The organism is Paenibacillus sp. FSL H8-0034 (genome assembly GCF_038000305.1).
Lineage (GTDB): Bacteria > Bacillota > Bacilli > Paenibacillales > NBRC-103111 > Paenibacillus_S.
In genome coordinates this window covers 139,850-158,411 of the sequence record NZ_JBBOBS010000001.1, presented here as the reverse complement: position 1 = coordinate 158,411, position 18,562 = coordinate 139,850, and the positions used below count along the sequence as shown (strand labels likewise).

The following is an 18,562-nucleotide window of genomic DNA, read 5'->3' as shown; positions in this document are numbered from 1 at the left end:
ATGGAGTTAACAGCAGGGAGTACGAAACGCAATATTCGATTAGTTCTTGCCGATGACCATCAGTTATTTCGCGAAGGTGTCAAGCGGATCTTAAACATGGAAAACGACCTTGAGGTTGTAGGCGAATGCGGTGATGGGATTCAAGTCATCGAACTGTGCAACACGCTCAATCCGGATATCGTCCTTATGGATATTAATATGCCTATTGAAAATGGTGTCGTAGCGACTGGCAAGCTGAAGGAAATTTTTCCGGACATCAAGGTGATCATTTTGTCGATTCATGATGATGAGAGCTATGTGTTTGAAACGCTGCGCAAAGGCGCGTCCGGCTATTTGCTGAAGGACATGGAGGCCGAGTCTTTAATTAACGCGATTCGCTCTGTAGTAGCAGGACATGCTTATATCCATCCTAAAGTGACTGGAAAGCTGATCAATCAGCTGCGGCGTATGACTTATCTGGATGAGGTTGGTGTAGCAGGCGCGGGCATCGTCTCCAAAGAAGCAGGGGTCAAGTACATACATAGCGACAGCAGTCCACTGACAAGAAGAGAAGCGGAAGTATTGCGTTTAATGGCTGAAGGCAAAAGCAATAAGATGATCGGTGAATTTTTGTTTATTAGTGAAAAAACAGTCAAAAACCATGTGAGCAGCATTTTACAAAAAATGGAAGTTGATGATCGTACGCAAGCAGTTATCGTTGCGATCAAAAACGGCTGGGTCACGTTGTAGCCCTAGGAACCAACCAACTCGTCGCGGCATATAATGGCTTAAGGAGGGAGCCGCGATGATGGTAGGGTTATTATGGATTGTGGGCAGTTATGCTGCCAGTATCGTCTTGATGCATTGGTATTATCGGCGAGAGCTGCAGGCAAGCCCGAAAAAAGTATATGTCTGGTTGATCACGTATAATAATCAAACACAGGTGGAATGGTTCATTCGATCCTTGCAGTTCTTCTCCAAGCTAAAGGGTAGAGATATTCAGATGATTGTAGCAGATCAAGGCTCAACGGATGAAACTTTGGCGATTGCCGAACGGCTACGGGTTACCTATCAAATTGAGATACAAAGCTTTGACGAACAAAATACGTTGGATGAATGGATAGCACGACACGATGATCAGCAGGTTATGGTAATTCGGCTCGGGCATCAAGAAATTTTAGAAACCGCTTACAAAATGCTGTGAAAATTCAGGTGGCAAGGGTGAGAGATGAAGACGGTCATTTATGCATTAATAAACGATAAAGCCTATACGTGGCATTTAACTTTGGATGTAAGGGCTGATATGGCCTATTGGTTCGGCGAGCATCCGAATTCTCTGAAAATTTGGGTGCTTGAACCTGCTGTTTCATTTGGACAAGCTCTTATGTTGACTGCCAAGCTGAAGGAAATGCAGAAAAGCACCAAGCATGCCAAGGACTGCTCTCCGGAACTTCTGCTGAAGACGATATACCAACAGGCAGAACGCTTGGACATACCGTTAGCGAGACGAGCTGGCAGCCATCAGGGGCTTCTGTTGGAGTGTGACTCCCTGCAATGGGAAGGGTACAGGCAGACGGCGGAAGGAAGTGTCACAGTTCGCCAGGATGAGCTGGATGGGCTTATCAGCATCCTGCAAGGTCGCAGCTTACTTGTAGAGGAAACGAATCAATTGATGGAGCACCATGCGCTGCAGGAGGCTATGAAGGACCCGTTGCTCTATGTGCAAATGGGTTATTTGCAGGGTAAGCTGCAGTTGAGTCAAGGCATCAGCTTGCACTATAAGCGAACCTTTCCATCCCTCAACCACAAGCCGGTCTACGAATGCCGACGCTGTGGAGCGGATGCGAAGCAGATGGTGATGACGGATTGTTTGTTTTGCGGGACCTCTTGTCCTTATTGCGAGCAGTGTCTGACGATGGGCCGCTCACGATTTTGTTCTGTTCTGGTCAGTGTACCTGCTAACCAACATATGGATCAGGAGATGGGTTCGAAGGAAGAAGAGCATGATCTCCAACGATACATCGAGCCTTGGGGATTGAGTAATGTGCAGGCAGAAGCCTCTTATTTAGCATTAACATTTTTGAAAGGAAATGAATGGGAACGGGGAGCTGAATTCAAATACCATAATAAGCCACAGCAATTTTTGATATGGGCTGTTACTGGTGCGGGTAAAACCGAAATGATATTTCCGATGATTCAATATATGCTGAGCCGTGGCAAATGCGTCGTGATCGCTACTCCCAGACGTGACGTGGTGCTGGAGCTCAGGCCAAGACTGGAAAAAGCTTTTGCTCCGCTGCCTGTAGTCACATTGTATGGGGGAAGCGAGCAGCGTTGGGATACGGGAACTCTGACGATAGCCACCACCCACCAACTACTGCGATTCGAACGGGCTTTTGATCTGGTTATTATTGATGAGATCGATGCGTTCCCTTATCACAATAGCCCTATGCTTGAATATGCGGCACGTAAGGTCTGCACGATCGGTGGCGTAACCCTGCTGCTGTCAGCAACACCTCCCAGACAGCTTCAGAGAGCCGCTGAGCGCGGTAGACTTCCTCATGTGAAGGTGGCAGCAAGATATCATCGTCATCCGCTGCCAGTACCCGTCCTGCTGCCCACGCCTTCCTTGTCTCAGCAGCAAAAACGTGCCGCTATTCCGCACAGCCTTCATGATAAACTCAGCATTTCGTTAAACAGAGGCGCACAAATTTTTATTTTTGTACCCAAAATCCAGCTTATAGAGCCGTTCGTGCGGCTCCTGAGACGGATATTCCCGGGTATCGTCATACAAGGCACCTCCTCCAAGGACGAGCAACGTGCGCAAAAGGTCATCGATTTTCGCAATACGAGCATCCGGATGCTGGTGACAACGACGATTCTGGAGCGTGGGGTGACGATAGCCAAATCGGATGTATATATTATGGATGCCGATGCCCAGCTATTTGATTCCGCGTCACTCGTGCAAATGGCCGGTCGCGCTGGTCGTTCTGCAGATGACCCGGCAGGTCTGGTATTCTTTGCAGCCAAGGAACGAACACGTGAGCAAGTGGAAGCCGTTCGACAAATCAAGGCGATGAACGCCTTAGCCAGAAAGAAGGGATATTTACGTTCGAAGGGAGAACAGAGCCCATGAATACACCGGGAGGAAGATTAACGGGGCGGCACTTAGGAAAGCATGGCGGTAACCAAACAGAAGAAAGTCCATATAGCCCGCCGCGTAAGCAAGGTCAGGTTTCGACTAAAAGTACAGGGGCTCGTATTAGTGAATGGCTATCAGAGCGTCTGAAGGAAGCAGAGCGCCTGTTGTCGCCGAGCCGTTATTCGTGCATCGCATGCAGTGGTTCGTATACCAAACGCGGGGAGCTGCCACTCTGTCATGCTTGCAGCGCCTCGATTCCATGGATCTTGCATGTTGAATGCGAATGCTGCGGTCGTCCCGAAATCTGCGGAGATTGCAGTCGGCGCCGAGAGTCCTATTTTGTGCAAAATCGCAGTGCTGTCAGCTACAATCCTCTCATGAAGGAATGGCTGGGGATTTTTAAATACCGAGGGCATGAAAAGCTGCGAGCCTTGCTCGGCAAAATGCTGTTGCACGCCTATCATATGCATCATAGACAAGCCGATCCTCAAAGCGCTGCAGGTTCATATGTTGAGCTGTTGACCTACGTGCCTTTAAGTGAAAGACGATTAGCCGAGCGTGGCTTTAATCAAGCTGAGCAGCTAACCGAGGAGCTTGGTCGGCTAACCGGTATTCCGGTAATTGGACTACTCGAAAGAGTGCGCCATACGGATAAACAAAGCTTCAAGACGCGCGGGGATCGACTGGCCGATTTACAAGGGGTATTTGCGCTTAATCCAGCTGCCCACAGCAGTCTGAAAATGTTGACGGCGCGCAAGGCCGTAAGACTGTACGTGGTTGATGATGTATATACGACCGGAAGTACCTTGAGCGAATGTGCAAAAGTGATTACAATGGAGCTCGATGTAGCCATATACGGGATTAGCTGGGCAAGATAAATAATTATTTACATAAACGTTCCAAAATATAGTGTACAAGCGTTTGACTTGTAAGCTACACTAGATGTAACATGATGCTATTTTTTGATGTTTTGGAAGGGGATAAAATAATGACTTTAAATGTGGCTAATTGTCAACGTTGTGGGAAAGTCTATTTAAAGAATATGTATGGCATGTGTGGGAATTGTATCAAGGAAATCGATTTGCAGTATGATAAGTGCCTGAAGTATTTAAGAGAGTTTCGTTCCTGCTCAATCACTGAATTAAGCGAAGCCACCGGGGTATCTCATCAGCTCATCACCAAATTTATTCGTGAAGGGCGCATCTCCATCAAAGGCAACCCGAATATGACCTATGATTGTGAAGTATGCGGTACCGCAATTCGTGAAAATACGATGTGCGAACCATGTCGCTCCAAGCTGGCTAAAGAAACCAACCAGATGCATGAGGATGAAAATCGCAAAAAGCTGCGGGAAGCACAGGAGAACCACAACACATTTAAAATCCAGGACCGTTTAAAGGATCGTTTCTAAAACAAGGCATTCTCAAAACTTAATATAAACTTTTGCTGTAACTTCACCGATAAAAGGTATAACGCTTTATCGGTGAAGTTATTTTAATTGAAAGAAGGTGTTTTTCATGAAGATAAATGGAACTAATCGGATCGGTGCCGTTAATCAATATCAAAAGAACCATGATGCTCTATCTGTCTCCACAACCGGTAAATCCGGTAAGAAGAAAGATCAAGTGGAGATATCGAGTGAGGCCAAGGAGCTGTTAGGTTCATTGAATCCTTCAAAGGTGGAACACTCAAAAGAAAAGATTGAATCATTAAAAAATTCAGTCGCAGCAGGAACATACAAATTGGATGCCAGGACTCTTGCAGAAAAGCTTTTTCCTTTTATAAATTAATACTGAATCTAAACAACTAGGTGGATGAGTCGTATGGCATTTCAGGCTTTGATTCAAACAATGACGGCATTCAACGATGTACACGATGCCTTGTGCGAGTTGGCTGAAGAGAAGAAGCAGGTGCTCATCCACAACAATGTGGAGAGGCTGACACAAATCGTGGCCAAGGAAAACAAACTGATCAAGCAGCTTGGTGAGTTGGATCAGCAGCGTTTGAAAGTGATTGGGGAATTTTTAATGGAAAAGGGCTACAAGCCTAATCCCAAAGTAACTGTGAGCGATTTAACGAAAATTATTTTTAATATGGAAGAAAAGAAAACATTGCTAACGCTGCAAAAGCAGCTTCTGGGTACGATACGAAAGCTTAGGGAAATGAATCAATTGAATCAACAACTAATCGAACATTCGTTATCTTTCATCGATTATTCTTTGGATCTTATCGTGGGACCACCCGATGATGAAGCCTTTTATCATAAGCCTCAGCACAATGCTCGTGGCAATAACAAGCGACTCGGCATTTTTGATACCAGAGCATAACAGGCACAAGCCTTACACTATACACGAGCACGATCAATTGGAAGGAGACCTCGCGCTATGCGGTCAACATTTGGTGGAATAGAAATATCGAAGCGTGCTTTATTTACACAACAAGAGGCGTTGAATACAACCGGTCATAACGTTGCCAATGCCAACACACGGGGATATACTCGTCAAGTAGTCAATATGGTTGCAGCAAAGCCAACGGAGGCCATTGGACTTCAGAGAAGCACAGTGCCTGGTCAGATGGGGCAAGGGGTTGAATTTTCCTCCATTACACGAATTAGGGAAAAGTATCTGGATTCCCAGTTTTATAATGAAAATAAATCATCCGGCGAGTGGACGGTACGTCAAGATACGCTTGATAAGCTCCAGGGTATTATTAATGAGCCATCGGATACAGGGGTTCGTCAAGTCATTCAAAATTTTTGGAATGCATGGCAGGAGCTAAGTAAAGCGCCGGATAATTTGACAGGCCGTGCTGTTGTTAAGGAGAGTGCCTTGGCAATGGCTGATGCATTCAATTTTACCTCTAAACAATTGTCCGATCTTTCCCGAGATTTGACAGATAATATTAATGTAAAAACGACCTATATCAATTCAACAACAGATCAAATTGCTAAGCTTAATAATGAAATCTATCGTATTGAGGGTCTGGGTAATAATGCGAATGATCTTCGGGATCAACGTGATGTATTGCTGGATGATTTATCGAAAACCATTAATATCACCGTTAAAGAGGATGATACCGGCTATACGGTTTCCATGGGTGCTCAGGTTCTGGTAGATGGTTTTAACGTGGCGTCTACGGTTACTGCAGCCTCGCTTCAGGGAAGCTATGGTGGCGATTTAAGCAGCGGAGAAGTATATGGCATGATCCAATCACGAGATGTCTTGGTAACTTCCTATCAGAACGAAATCGACACCATGGTTAAAACGATGGTCGAGGGTGATGTGACAGTTACATTGCCAGCAGGGTCCGTTGTGCCGGAAGGAACCGTTGTAGGCGCGAAAACTTATTCGGGCTCAGTAGCAGATAGAACGCTCAAGGAATCGGATGATAGGAATATTACCGTTAAGGGCTTTAATGGACTGCACAAGCTTGGTTACGTACTCAATAATGGTACGTTTGCCACGGGTGAGGATTTCTTTAAAAGCAGTGATGGTGGTGCTATCACTGCAGCTAACATTATCGTGAACCCTACTATTGAACACAATGTTTCCAATATTGCTGCAGCACTCAGAACCTATGTAGATCCGGTAGATAATGTGGAGAAAGTGGTTCGAGGCAATAACGATATGTCACTGCTCATAGCAGGGCTGCGTCAGCAATCATTCAACTTCGATCCAACGGGTACGGGGACTGTCGTTTTGAAGGATGGCACGCTGGATGAATTTTTCCGAGCTGTAGTTGGGCAATTGGGTGTGCAGGGGCAAGAGGCTGATCGGCAGGCTGCGAATCAAAAGGTGCTGGTTGAGCAGGTGGATGCCAGAAGACAATCGGTAAGCGGCGTTTCCATGGATGAAGAAATGGCAAACATGATTAAATTCCAGCATGCTTATAATGCAGCAGCCAGAGCGATGACCGTCTACGATGAAGCGCTCGATAAAGTCATTAACAGCATGGGTGTTGTAGGCAGATAATAGATGTTAGTTTCTTGAAAGAAAGGAGATGTTCAGATGCAAAGAGTTACCCAAGGGATGATGAGTACTCAATTCCTGCGTAATTTAAATAATAATCTCAAAGGTATGGACAATTTGCAAAATCAGCTGTCAACAGGACGGCGGTTGAACAAGCCATCCGATGATCCTGTAGGCATCAGCTTCTCAATGCGTTATCGCAGCGAGTTATCTACTAATGAACAGTTCCAGTCTAATACTAATTCGGCTACCTCATGGATGTCGTTTACAGATACCGTAATGGGTCAGGCAGGAGAAGTAGTCCAGAAGCTTCGTGAAATGGCAGTTAAGGCTTCGAATGGAACGAATCCACAAGCAGCTCTAGATACGATGAAGGCAGAATCCTCTCAGCTATATGAGCAAATGGTGGATATCGGAAACAGTCAATTCAATGGCAAGTATGTTTTTAACGGTGAGTTGACCAATTTAAAACCCTACACATTGGAAAATGCAGTAACCGAACAAGCCGATACAGGGTTGATTGATTTCGAGATCGGTGCTGGGGTTAAAATAGCTGTGAATGTTCCAGGTAATCGTGTGTTTGGCGAGCAAACCGATACGGACAATATGTTTAAAATTACGCAGGATTTTATAAAAGCACTCGGTGATGGTGACTTCACGGCAATCAATAAGGCCATCGGGGACTTCGATTCACGAATGAACAAATTTCTGGATGTACGTGCCGATATCGGAGCCAAAATGAATCGAATTGAACTTACTGACGAGAGATTGAAGGATATTAGCTTAAACGTAGAAAGCCTGCAATCCAAGACGGAGGACGCCGATATGGCTGGCGTGATTACGAATCTAAAGGTTGCAGAAAATATTTATCAGGCGTCCTTATCAACTGGAGCCAAGATTATTCAACCGAGCTTAGTCGATTTCTTGAGGTAATGATAAAGGAGGCCGATTGAAATGTTTCCTATTCCTCAGCTTCAAATTCGGACGGAAAATGCAAGTTATAGTCTAGATACGGATCTGGGACAGCAGCAAATCAAACAGCCTCGTCCAACGCAGGAGATTGAGCAAGTGCCGGCACAAATGGATATCAAGCAACCCAAAGGCACGCTGGAGATCGATCAAAAGAAGGCATGGGATGCCTTGGGGTTGGCTAAGAACACGGAGGTTATGCTGCGCATTTATTCAGGTGCGCGTGATGTTTGGTTACAGGGTATAGCCAAAAGGGTAGAGGATGGCAATCGGATGTGGGCGATCCATGAGGGGGGAAATGCAATAAAAGAGATAGGCCAGGATTTCAGGGTCAGCTTTCCAGAACTGGATTTCCCAGGAGAGGCCTCCTACGACAATGTGGACATTCATTATCAGGCTGGCGACCCTGATATTCAAGTCCAGGAGGGCGGAGCCAAGATTACGGCAAGAGTGAATGCTCCAGAGGTCAGCTATGATCGGGGTAAATTCGACTTCCAAATGCTGAGTTACGCGAAGATTGAGTTTACACCACCGCAGATTGATACTAGACTATAGATGAGAGCATCTATAGTTTTTTATTTTTGGGAGGGACAACAATCAATGGAAGTAGGTACGGTACGTTTTGGAGAGATCGAGGTCCAGGATACGGAGATCATTTCTTTTCCGCAGGGGCTACCAGGGTTTGAACAGCTGAAGCAATTCGTAATTATTAAACCCAATCTGGAATTACCTTTTTCTTTCTTACAATCCGTTGAGGATGGTGAGATTGCTTTTATAGTGGTAAGCCCATTTATTTTTTACCCCGACTATGAATTCGAAATATCTGAGGATACTAAACGAGAATTGGCGATTATGGAAGAAACCGACGTTATGGTATGGAATATCATATCAATTCGTGATAGCTTGGAAGACGCCACGATCAATCTGCTTGCGCCCATTGTATTAAACAACAGAGACTGTCTTGCTAAGCAACTCATCCTGCAAGGTACAAATTATGCCATTAAACATAAACTGATCGCCATTCATCAGTCAGTGGTGGAAGGGGGAGACGCATAATGCTCGTCCTCGCCAGAAAAAAAGGTGAATCGATCATCATCGGTGATCAGATTGAAGTCGTTGTGTTAGGTGTAGAGGGTGACGTAGTCAAGTTGGGTATTCAAGCGCCTAAGAATGTTCAGGTAAATCGTAAGGAAGTGTATGAGGCGATTAAACAGAATAATCGAGAAGCGTCCTTTAAAATGCTTGACATGGAAAGACTTAATAAGCTCTACGGAAAGCAGAAGTAGCTATATAGGTGTGAAATTGTCTTAATAGGGCCTTAAGATCTGTTTGTCGACTAGCAATTTATGGTACAATTTTCTGCAGAGAACTATGATATAAGGAGTGTTTCCTGTGAGAATCAATCACAATTTATCAGCTATGAATACGCATCGTCAATTAACTGATAATCAGTGGATGGCACATAAATCAATCGAAAAATTGTCTTCTGGATTGCGTATTAATCGAGCAGGAGATGACGCAGCTGGGTTGGCTATATCTGAGAAAATGCGTGGGCAGATACGTGGTTTGGATCAAGCAGCTAGAAACTCGCAGGACTCAATATCCTTAATACAGACGGCGGAAGCGGCACTGAGTACCACACATAGCATACTTCAGCGAATGAGAGAACTAGCAGTTCAATCTTCTAATGATTCGTTTACCAACGATGATCGGGGAAAGCTGCAGTTGGAAATTGATCAGTTAAAAACAGAAATTGATCGTATTGCCTATACAACGGAGTTCAATTCGAAAAAGCTGCTTAATGGAAGTTTTCAAGGGGCAAGCCAGCTTCAAGGTACAAAAGCTGCCTCTTCACAGCTTCGAATAGCTGATTTCACTGCCTCTGCAGGTTCGCTTACAGCTGGTAACGCACTTATCGAAAGAGGAACTGTACAAGGCATAGCAGGCCAAGGTTATTCAGAAACCGGGTTCAATGCCCTATCAGATCGTATCAGTATAATTAATGGAGTAAATGATACGTTCTCCTTCACGGTCAATGGAATTGTACATAACTCAGGACAAATTGCGGCCAGTGCGGGTTCCGGCTACACGAGGAGCGAGTTCGCTAATGCAGTAGAAGCAGCAATTAATAATGTGCTAGTGGCTTCAGGAGTGTTTCTGGAAGGCCACCAAATTAGCGTCGATGTAGATAGTGAGAATAGATTGAAGTTCACAACAATGGAAGCAAGTTCTTGGACCTCGTTAACAATTGGCTCAGGGACTACGGGTGCCTCAGCCTTGAGTTCAATGGGCTTTCGTGGATATCAGGACGGGATAGAAGGAGCGATTTCTTTAACCAATGGTATTACCTTCACGAACGCTTCCTCAGGGTCGTTTGTTGTATCGTTGAATAGTGGAGCTACAGGAAACGGAATAGCAACGCTTTCCTTTGCGAGCGGATATACATACACGAAGGATGAATTTATTTCGTCCATACAGTCTCAGTTAGACACTCAACTGGGTATAAACATAGTTCGAGTTTCTGATGTAAATGGAGATGGCAAGCTGGAGCTCAAGAGTGCAGTAAACACTTCTCATTTCTTTGTGTCAGGAACTAGCTCGGGAATCAGTAATATCTTTGGCTCAGCCATAAGTTCAGGGGGCATCATCAAATCGGGACAAAGCTACATACAATCTGGAACCAACACAATTCTTGGATACGATAATGGGATACGGATTGCCTCTGGTGTGAACGATCAGTTCAGCTTATCCGTAAATGGAGACGATTTTGTCACCATAACATTAACCGACAAACTACATAGCAGTAAAGCAGATCTAGTAAGTGAAATTAACTCCCATATAGGTAGCAGTACGGCCCTTAATGGAAAGGTCATTGCTAGATTGAATGCTGCCGGAGAGCTTGAATTCACCTCGGTACTCAAAGGTAACGAATCGAGTGTAAGAATAGCTCAGCCTTTGTCTAAAGAACGGAGTGCGTTGGGAGTGTTGGGACTCGGTTCTAAAGCGGGTAGTATTAATGGCAATGTTAATATCGCCAGCGGTCTTAGCTTGAGCGGTATTTTACACGATCAGAACGAGTATAAAATGCTTGTAACCCTTGGCAACGAGTCGGTTATTATCGATTTGTTACAGCAACCTGATATTGTCTTTAGCGGTGCTAATGGTGGCTTGACTACAAGGGATGCGATTGTAAAAAGTCTTCAGGCTGAGTTGGACAAGGCATTTGGTGTCAATACTTTAAATGTGGCTACAGTTGTAAGTGGGAGCGAAGAGTCGTTAAGAGTTTCGGCAATAACGTCTGTTTCCCAATTCAGCATTAGCTCTGTGGCAGGATATTCGGGTGCGTCGATTCTTTTCAACAATGGACTATCCTCTGGCCAAGGTCTAAGCGGCACACTGAGCAGTTCTCCCACAAATACATCGATAGCGGGAAAAGACCCGATTCATAAACTCTTAGCTACGGATACGCTGTTAACGTCGCTTGGAGATCAGGACGAGAATGCATTTGGTCTTGAGAGCGGGAATATACTCACCTTTGAAGGAAGCCAGAATGGTGCCAGCTTCTCCACGTCATTACAGGTTAAGAGGGATTCGACCATCGGAGATTTAATGGCCATTATGCGCTCAGTGAAAGCGTTTGAAGGGGCAACCATTGGTCTCGATTTGTTAAATGGAAACATCCGGATCGCCGGAAAAGCGGGAAGCAGCTACGATATAAGTAATCTCAAGCTATCAGCCCAAAAGTCTGAGACTGATTCAACAGTGATCGGTAAATTTAATCGCCCGATGGGTGATTTTAAAGTGATTCAACAAGCACAGGATGCCTCCAGTGATAATTCTCTGACCTTGCAGGTCGGAGCCAATCAAGGTATCTCCGATTCATTAAGCATAAGCAACATGAACACATTCTCCCTAAAGCTTAGGAATATTAACATCAGCTCGCAGAAGGATGCTTCTTCCTCGCTTTCGATTATCGATAACGCAATGGATCGTGTATCTGATGAGCGGGCCAAGCTGGGTGCCGTTCAGAACAGACTTGAGAATACGATCTATAATTTAAGTGTATTCTCGGAAAACCTGACAGCATCCGAATCCCGGATTCGGGATGTCGATATGGCGAAGGAAACGATGGTATACACTAAAAATACGATCTTATCTCAGGCTTCACAAGCTATGCTGGTTCAGGCAAATCTGCAGAGCAGGAATGTATTGTACTTGCTACAATAATAAATTCAGGAAATTTAAAAATTACTATTAATATTTGGCAGAGAAAGTTCGATATACTGTATAGGCGCTATCTGATCAGGAACGGCCGACCTGATCAGATCGGATGTCAGACAACCCCACATGGATGTGGGTAAACCTTTCAAGGAGTGAAACCAATGAGAATTAATCACAATCTAGCTGCATTGAACACGCACCGTCAATTAACAGGTAATACAGCGGGCGCGAACAAATCTTTGGAGAAATTGTCCTCAGGTTACCGTATTAACCGTGCTGGCGATGATGCTGCAGGTTTGGCGATTTCTGAAAAAATGCGTGGACAAATCCGTGGTTTGGATCAAGCTTCCCGTAATTCTCAAGATGCAATTTCTTTGATCCAAACAGCTGAGGGTGCAATGAGCACTACTCACAACATCTTGCAGCGTATGCGTGAATTGTCCGTACAATCCGCGAATGATACTTCCACTGACTCTGACCGTCAACAACTTCAAAAAGAAGTTGAGCAACTTAAGTCTGAGATTGACCGCGTTGCTTATACAACAGAGTTCAATACAAAGAAATTATTGAATGGTTCATTAACTACAACCAAGCTTCTGCAAGGTACTAAAGCTAATACTGCCAACTTCGATGTTCAAGACATCGCAGCCACTGCTGCAGCTACAGTCGCTGGCGAAACGATCACAACTCGTGGAGCTATTGCAGGTCAAACAGGTAAAGGTTATACAGAAATTGGTATTTCTGCAGTTGCAGAAAAAACAGTAATTATGGCAGGTGTGAACGATGGATTTTCTATTAGCATTAATGGAGTAACTCATTCAGGCTTGACTATAGCAGCCAGCGCAGGCTCCGGTTACACACGGGCTGAATTTGCCAAGGCGATTGAAGATGCTGTTAATACTGCGTTGAGCGGTAGCGGTACTAAAATTGAAAATAACCAAGTTAACGTAACGATTACGTCCGAAAACAAGCTTCAAATCACTAATGCTGCCGCTGGAGTTCAATCAACATTCACGCTTCTCTCAGGAAGTGGTGCTGGTGGTACTGGATCAGGTCAGAACTCAGCTCTTGCGGCAATGGGTTTCCGTGGTACTCAAACAAAAATTGAAAGTACAGTTGATCTGTCGAACGGTTTTGAAGTTTCCGGTGCAGCGGGTGGTGGGATATCAGGAGAGTTCGATTTACAGATCGGTTCGGGTGTTTACACAATTAGCGGTCTGGCTTCCGGTGCTATCTACACAAAAGATCAGGTAATTGCACATTATCAATCCCAATTGGATGCTAAGGTTGGTCAAGGTTTGGTGACGATTGGTGATTCAAATGATGACGGTAAATTGGAATTGTCAACAACTATTAAAACAAATACGTTCTTTATTAGTTCAGGCGCCGGTTCTGGTGCTAATAAATTATTTGGTGTAGCTGCTGGTGCCTCAGTTTCAGGTGGAATTATCGGATCTGGTGCTGCTACAACGATATCCGGTTCTAATTCGGTAATCGGCCAAAAAGATGGTATTATGATTGCAAGTGGAGTAAATGATCAGTTCCGTATCTCCGTAGATGGTGGTGCTGATGTAACACTTACACTTACGGCTAAGACTTACGCTACTCGTCAGGCGCTCGTTGACGAAATTAATAACCAAATCGGTAGTAACTCTGCTTTAGAAGGTAAGGCAGTCGCCTCAGTTGGTGATGATGGCAAGTTGAAATTCACTTCCGTGTCGACGGGTTCTTCTTCTTCGGTTATCGTCTCAGATCCTACTACCTCGAATCAATCGGCTCTTGGGGCACTTGGTTATGGAAATGAGAGAGGTGCCATTTCCGGCTCTGTCAATATCGCAAGCGGAATTAACTTGAGTGGTGGCAGCAACTCTCCTGACAATTTTAAATTTACTGTTGTACTTGGAAATTCAACCCAAACAATTAATTTATTGGGTAACAAGGGTGTGGTTGACAGTGCAGCCGCAACTGGAGTTACATCTCGAGACGCTATCGTTAATGCTTTCCAAACCGAGTTGGACAAAGCGTTTGGATCAGGTGCAGTTCGTGTGGACACTATCGTTTCGGGTTCGAACGAGTATCTGAAACTGACTGCAACCGCTGAATCTAAACAATTTAGCATCTCGGCAGCAGGCAGTGGTGTTGGATTGTTGTTCAATGCAGCTTTGAACACTCAAGCTCTTGGTAATTTATCTGGTCAACTGACTTCTTCTGTATCTAATACTACGCTTTCAGGAGCAGACGCTATTGACAACACACTTGGAATTAACACCAAGTTAACTGATTTGATCGACAAAGACGGTAACAATTTGAATCTGCAATCGGGAAATGTCCTTACATTTGCTGGTACACAGAACGGTAAAGAGTTCACAACCAAGCTTACGGTTTCGGCTGATACCACTGTCGGTGACTTGCTAGGTAAGATCCGTGCGCAGGATGCATTTGCCGGAGCTTCGATTTCTCTTGATATTGCAAACGGTAAGTTTAATGTTACTGGTAAAGCAGGAGAGAAATTCGACCTAAGCAACTTGAAATTAACTGCTCAGCAATCGTCTACTAATCAAACGGCTGTTGGTAATTTCAACCGTACATTTGAACAATTTACCACAACGCAAACAGCATCTGATGCTGCAACCGATTCTTCACTTACTATGCAAATCGGGGCGAACCAAGGACAAACCGTTAGCCTTGATATCAACAACGTGAATGCAGACACATTGAAAGTTAGCAACATTGATGTTAGTTCCCAAGCGGGCGCTCAATCTGCAATCAGCGTTGTAAACAATGCGCTTGAATCTGTTTCCTCCGAACGTTCCAAGCTTGGTGCGATCCAAAACCGTTTAGAATACACGATCAATAACTTGGGTACATCTTCCGAGAACCTGACTGCATCTGAATCGCGTATCCGTGATGTAGACATGGCTAAGGAAATGATGGAGTTCACCAAGAACAACATCTTGTCCCAAGCTGCTCAAGCGATGTTGGCTCAAGCGAACCAACAACCGCAAGGCGTGCTTCAACTGCTTCGTTAATTCGATCTATTGGAAAAAAGTCCCGGATAATTCCGGGACTTTTTTTGCTTTAACCGCTAATTATATCCTCAGTTCAAACCGATATAGTAGTAAGAACGCTATCTCTCGGAGGGCCTAACATGCAAATCAGACTACTGGAACGCACCATGGAATTCGATTCAAACTCTACTGCAGAGCAATGCATAGAAGCTATTAAACTGGAGTTAAACAATAACAAGCTGTATTGCAGTGGTATCATCGTAAATGGAGAAACGCTGTATGACGATTTTGGGCTTTACCTTACTGAGCACTTTTTTCAGGTTGAACATGTAGAAATTGTGACCCAAACGTTGGAGCAGCTTGTGTACGAGACTTCAACTTCGACGTATTCTTATCTAAATGGTTCCATACAAGCCTTGCCGCAGCTAGCTAGTGGCTTTAACTCGAATCCTACAGAGGATACATGGACGAAGTTGGGAAGCTTCTTTGAAGGTATGGTTTGGACGATTCAAAGCATGACATTGCTTTCTCAACATATAGAACACGCTAACGTGATTAACGATATCAACGCACAAGTGAATATGCTTTCAGCTATGGCTTCCGATCTGGAAACAGCCGTCAATAATAAAGACTATGTATTGTTGGCCGATATTTTGGAGTATGAGGTGATGGAAATCTATAGTGACATCGCTGCAATCATCAAGACTTTGATTCTGGAGGATAATGCAAATGATAAAAATCGATAACTTACAGGTTATTAAGCAGCGTTATTCGGACATCTATACGTACTATAAAGCTATTGAAGATAAGCTTCAACTGGAGCATATACGACTGGAATATGCAAGGTCAGGGGATCCAACCTTTGTGCTTAAGAAAGACGATACCGAACTCTACTTGAACAGTAAGTACGATCCTTATAAGGAGGCACAATCATGGATTGGTCAGTATGAGGATTCATTGACAGAATATGACCATGTGTTGTTCTACGGATGCGGGCTTGGCTATCATATTGATTATTTTACAAAATTATGTCCTAAGACGGATTTTTCTGTATATGAACCAGATACAGAATTGTTTTTCCAAGCCCTCTCCACAAGAGATCTTGAATTTTTGGAGTCTAAAAAATTGCTTGATTTGTATGTTGAATTTATACCAGGTTTTACGAGTGCATCGGTGCAAGGGTTCGTTAACACGATTAAATCGAAAGTATTATTGATTATTCATCCTGTATACGAACGTTACCATAAGGAAAAGACTCAGACTTTTATCAATGCCTTTCGAGCTGCTGTAGGCGGCAAGAAAGAGCAACTGGCGACAACTAACGAATTCGAAAAATTATGGACTTTAAATAGTATGTACAACTTTATCAAGGTGCTAGAGACTCCTAATGTAATTAGAGACAAGAAAACATTATTTCGTAAAAAACCCGTATTGCTGGTAGCGGCGGGACCTTCCTTGGAGGAAGAAATTGAAAACATTCGTTATATTAAGGATAATGGCTTAGCCTACATTTTTTCCGTAGGGTCTGCGATTAAAGCATTGTTGGCTAACGGTATACACCCGCATGCGGTCACTTCTTATGACCCGGTTACCTTTAACGTTATGGTATTCGAGGATATAATTAATAACCGGATATCTGATATTCCGCTAATCTTCGGCACAAGCGTTGGTTTTAAGACAACGCAGCTGTATACGGGTCCCTTGCTTCATATGATTACAAATCAGGACCCTATTGCTCCTTATTATTTGGGGGAGGAAATTAATATCAATCAAGAAGTGGTTTCAGATGCTCCTTCTATTGCCGTACTAACCCTGGAACTGCTGTACAAGCTGGGCTGTGACCCTATTATTTTGGTAGGTCAAAACTTTGCGTTTAAGAACGAGCAATACTATGCTTCCGGCATTGAGCACGTATTTCGTCCTAGTAAGCTGAGTGATAACGATAAATCTAGAATGGTGTTCACTGAGAGCGTGGACGGTGGCCAAGTAGAGACTATGGAAGGTCATAATTATGGTCGAAGGCAAATGGAGGGTTACCTAACTAACTTTAAAGATGTAACTGTATATAACAGTACTAAAGGCGGAGCCAAAATTCAGGGTACGACATTTCGTTTTCTTGAAGATATTATGTCTGAACTTTTAACTGAAGAAGTAGTAGTGCCTGATTGGTATGAAGGTGGTAAGACCAAGTATAATTATGAATACATGCACGAGAAAGCAAAGGCAATACAAGAAGAGCACAAGAAAATGCCGGATCAGATTGATGCCCTTATTAAAGTGTTACGGAAAATGGATACATTGGTTCAATATAACGAACCTAAGCAATGCCAGAAGGAATTCGCAAAATTAGATCAAGCGTTTAAGGATTTGACTAAAAATGGATTTTATCAGATTTACACAAAATCTATGCTGAGAATTCAGCACGAGATGTTGAACAAAGAGATCATTCCAATTCGCAAAATCGGTGACCCTGTCAAGCGTGCGGAAAAAGTGATTGAAGTGTTTGGCAAGTTTATTACGGAAGTACAAAATAATTTGCTTCAAACTAACGATTTTTTCACTATGCTGCAACAAATTATATTGATGACCAATGATGAGAAAACAACTACAGATGAGAAACCAAAGGAGAACGCTGAATATGCAAACCAAGCAAACTGATTTCTGGCAAAGCGATTTCGGTGCAGACTATACAGAGCGTAACACGTTAACGGTCAAAGAAACGAATCAACTATATATAGATGAGTATGGTGTCGATCGCGAGACGATGAATCGGGAGTTTCTGGAAGGTCTTACTCTACAAAGAATATTAGAGGTAGGCTGTAATGTAGGCAACCAGCTTAGATGTTTGCAGTATGGCGGCTATAACAATCTGTATGGAATTGAAATACAATCGTATGCTGTAGAGAAAGCAAAAGAACTTTCTAAAGGGATTAATATCATTCAAGGATCAGGGTTTGATATCCCCTTCAGAGATGGATATTTCGATCTAGCATTTACCAGTGGAGTACTTATTCATATTTCTCCAGAAGATATCAATAGAATCATTGATGAAACTTATCGTGTGTCGTCGCAATATATTTGGGGATTTGAATATTTCGCAGAGCAGCATATGGAAATTCCTTACCGCGGCAATAGCGATAAAATGTGGAAGGCTAATTTCGCGCAACTTTTTATAGATCGTTACCCGGACTTGAAGCTGGTCAAAGAGCAAAAGTACAAATATGTATATAACGATAATGTAGACCAAATGTACCTTTTGGAAAAAAGGTGATTGT

General features: G+C 43.7%; 17 protein-coding genes. All 17 read left to right on the top strand.

From position 1 onward, the window contains the following. Positions 1 to 729, top strand: coding sequence for a response regulator (locus NST47_RS00680; RefSeq protein WP_076233509.1), 729 nt, complete (start codon positions 1 to 3; stop codon positions 727 to 729). Positions 730 to 784: 55 nt separating this feature from the next. After that, positions 785 to 1,183, top strand: a complete 399-nt coding sequence (locus NST47_RS00675) for a hypothetical protein (protein ID WP_341153522.1) — start codon at positions 785 to 787, stop codon at positions 1,181 to 1,183. Between the two features lie 24 nt (positions 1,184 to 1,207). Next, complete coding sequence (locus NST47_RS00670; RefSeq protein ID WP_341153521.1) at positions 1,208 to 3,115, top strand: DEAD/DEAH box helicase; 1,908 nt, start codon at positions 1,208 to 1,210, stop codon at positions 3,113 to 3,115. Beyond that, positions 3,112 to 3,999, top strand: coding sequence for a ComF family protein (locus NST47_RS00665; protein WP_341153520.1), 888 nt, complete (start codon positions 3,112 to 3,114; stop codon positions 3,997 to 3,999). The genes NST47_RS00670 and NST47_RS00665 overlap by 4 nt, the downstream gene beginning before the upstream one ends. A gap of 122 nt (positions 4,000 to 4,121) precedes the next feature. Beyond that, positions 4,122 to 4,532: a flagellar protein gene (locus tag NST47_RS00660; protein ID WP_305954315.1), complete on the top strand. Its 411-nt coding sequence runs from the start codon at positions 4,122 to 4,124 to the stop codon at positions 4,530 to 4,532. A 106-nt stretch (positions 4,533 to 4,638) separates the two neighbouring features. Then, the gene (flgM, locus tag NST47_RS00655; RefSeq protein WP_341153519.1) at positions 4,639 to 4,911 is read left to right on the top strand and encodes a flagellar biosynthesis anti-sigma factor FlgM; all 273 of its coding nucleotides are present in this window, start codon (positions 4,639 to 4,641) and stop codon (positions 4,909 to 4,911) included. 33 nt (positions 4,912 to 4,944) lie between these two features. Further along, positions 4,945 to 5,448, top strand: a complete 504-nt coding sequence (locus tag NST47_RS00650) for a flagellar protein FlgN (RefSeq protein ID WP_341153518.1) — start codon at positions 4,945 to 4,947, stop codon at positions 5,446 to 5,448. 57 nt (positions 5,449 to 5,505) lie between these two features. Beyond that, positions 5,506 to 7,092, top strand: a complete 1,587-nt coding sequence (gene flgK / locus NST47_RS00645) for a flagellar hook-associated protein FlgK (RefSeq protein WP_341153517.1) — start codon at positions 5,506 to 5,508, stop codon at positions 7,090 to 7,092. A 36-nt stretch (positions 7,093 to 7,128) separates the two neighbouring features. After that, a complete protein-coding gene (gene flgL, locus NST47_RS00640) occupies positions 7,129 to 8,022 on the top strand; it encodes a flagellar hook-associated protein FlgL (protein WP_341153516.1) in 894 nt (297 codons plus the stop codon). A gap of 21 nt (positions 8,023 to 8,043) precedes the next feature. Beyond that, on the top strand, positions 8,044 to 8,613 hold the full coding sequence (locus NST47_RS00635) for a DUF6470 family protein (protein WP_341153515.1): 570 nt from the start codon (positions 8,044 to 8,046) through the stop codon (positions 8,611 to 8,613). A 45-nt stretch (positions 8,614 to 8,658) separates the two neighbouring features. Further along, positions 8,659 to 9,114: a flagellar assembly protein FliW gene (gene fliW, locus NST47_RS00630; protein WP_341153514.1), complete on the top strand. Its 456-nt coding sequence runs from the start codon at positions 8,659 to 8,661 to the stop codon at positions 9,112 to 9,114. Then, positions 9,114 to 9,344, top strand: a complete 231-nt coding sequence (gene csrA / locus NST47_RS00625; RefSeq protein ID WP_341153513.1) for a carbon storage regulator CsrA — start codon at positions 9,114 to 9,116, stop codon at positions 9,342 to 9,344. The genes fliW and csrA overlap by 1 nt, the downstream gene beginning before the upstream one ends. A 106-nt stretch (positions 9,345 to 9,450) precedes the next feature. Next, entirely contained in the window at positions 9,451 to 12,285 is a 2,835-nt protein-coding gene (locus tag NST47_RS00620) for a flagellin N-terminal helical domain-containing protein (protein ID WP_341153512.1), read from the top strand. A gap of 155 nt (positions 12,286 to 12,440) precedes the next feature. Next, on the top strand, positions 12,441 to 15,308 hold the full coding sequence (locus NST47_RS00615) for a flagellin N-terminal helical domain-containing protein (protein ID WP_341153511.1): 2,868 nt from the start codon (positions 12,441 to 12,443) through the stop codon (positions 15,306 to 15,308). 119 nt (positions 15,309 to 15,427) lie between these two features. Next, the gene (locus NST47_RS00610; RefSeq protein ID WP_341153510.1) at positions 15,428 to 16,033 is read left to right on the top strand and encodes a hypothetical protein; all 606 of its coding nucleotides are present in this window, start codon (positions 15,428 to 15,430) and stop codon (positions 16,031 to 16,033) included. Continuing rightward, positions 16,017 to 17,945: a motility associated factor glycosyltransferase family protein gene (locus NST47_RS00605; RefSeq protein ID WP_341153509.1), complete on the top strand. Its 1,929-nt coding sequence runs from the start codon at positions 16,017 to 16,019 to the stop codon at positions 17,943 to 17,945. Before NST47_RS00610 ends, NST47_RS00605 begins: the two co-directional genes overlap by 17 nt. Continuing rightward, a complete protein-coding gene (locus tag NST47_RS00600) occupies positions 17,926 to 18,558 on the top strand; it encodes a pseudaminic acid biosynthesis-associated methylase (RefSeq protein ID WP_341153508.1) in 633 nt (210 codons plus the stop codon). Before NST47_RS00605 ends, NST47_RS00600 begins: the two co-directional genes overlap by 20 nt. Positions 18,559 to 18,562 lie beyond the last annotated feature (4 nt).